This is a genomic window from Methylobacterium sp. WL9, from assembly GCF_008040035.1.
GTDB lineage: Bacteria > Pseudomonadota > Alphaproteobacteria > Rhizobiales > Beijerinckiaceae > Methylobacterium > Methylobacterium thuringiense.
Genome location: NZ_VRVE01000189.1, coordinates 1 through 1,059, shown reverse-complemented (window position 1 = coordinate 1,059; position 1,059 = coordinate 1). Strand labels below are relative to the sequence as shown.

The 1,059-nt window shown below is 67.0% G+C and carries 1 protein-coding gene; it reads right to left on the bottom strand.

Annotated elements, in window-relative coordinates; translation table 11 throughout:
• Positions 1-16 precede the first annotated feature (16 nt).
• A protein-coding gene (locus FV217_RS22400) for an IS630 family transposase (protein WP_147821839.1) occupies positions 17-972 on the bottom strand; the annotation gives its coding sequence in 2 pieces (ribosomal slippage) (positions 17-633 and positions 633-972; 957 coding nt in all).
• Positions 973-1,059 lie beyond the last annotated feature (87 nt).

The following is a 1,059-nucleotide window of genomic DNA, read 5'->3' as shown; positions in this document are numbered from 1 at the left end:
CTAGAGCCGCATCCGATCATGCTGGATCGTATGCATCGTATCCAGCGGCGGCGAGGTAGTTGCGACATTCGGCAGGGGTGAAGGCAGCGAACGCGTTCTGGATCGCCTGCCGGAGGTCGGTGACGGTTCGTGCGGCGGCCGTCCGCAGGAGCGCCTTCAGCTTTGCGAAGGCCTGTTCGATCGGGTTGAGATCGGGCGAGTAGGGCGGCAGGTAGAGGAGGCGCGCACCGGCCGCCTGGACGGCCTTGCGCACGCCCGCGACTTTGTGGGCCGGGAGGTTGTCCAGGATCACGGTGTCGCCTGGCCTCAGGGCCGGGATTAGGATGTCGGTCACGTAGGCCCGGAAGCGCTCACCGTTCGTCGCTCCGTCGAACATCGTCGTGGCGACCAGGCCGCTGGTGCGGAGCGCAGCCGTGATGGTGGTGGTTTTCCAATGTCCCTGTGGGACGCCGACCCGGCAGCGCTCGCCACGTGGGGCACGACCATAGCGACGTGCCATGGCTGTGGTCGCCGCGGTCTCGTCGAGGAAGACGAGGGTGTCGGGATCGAGTTCGTCCTGGGCCTCGAACCAGTCCTCGCGCTCGGCCTTTACGTCGGACCGGTCCTGCTCGGCCGCGTGCGCCGTGTTTTTTTGCGCGTGATCCCGTGACGTTTGAAGAAGCGCGACAGGCCGCTCTCGCTCGTCGCGATGCCCTGCTCGGCCAGCAGGCCCCGCAACTCCGACAGGAAGATCGTCGGCTGCGCCTCGTAAAGGCTCAGGATCAGATCTGCGTGCGCCTCGACGTGCTGCGAGCGCCGGTCGCCGCCCTGCGGTTTGGCCGCCACCCGACCCTCCTGCACGAAGCTCTCCTGCCAGCGGATGGCGCTGGATGGGCTGACCCCGAAGCGCCGCGCTGCGCCACGACGCGAGGATCCTTCCTCCACAGCGTGCACGACGCGCTCACGCAGATCGGACGACAACGGCGACGACATCGACCCTCCTGTCGAAAGCAGACAGGGAATCAGATCAGCCCGCGTGTGAAAACCCAGCCCGACTCCGCGTGATCGGCAGCCGCTCTA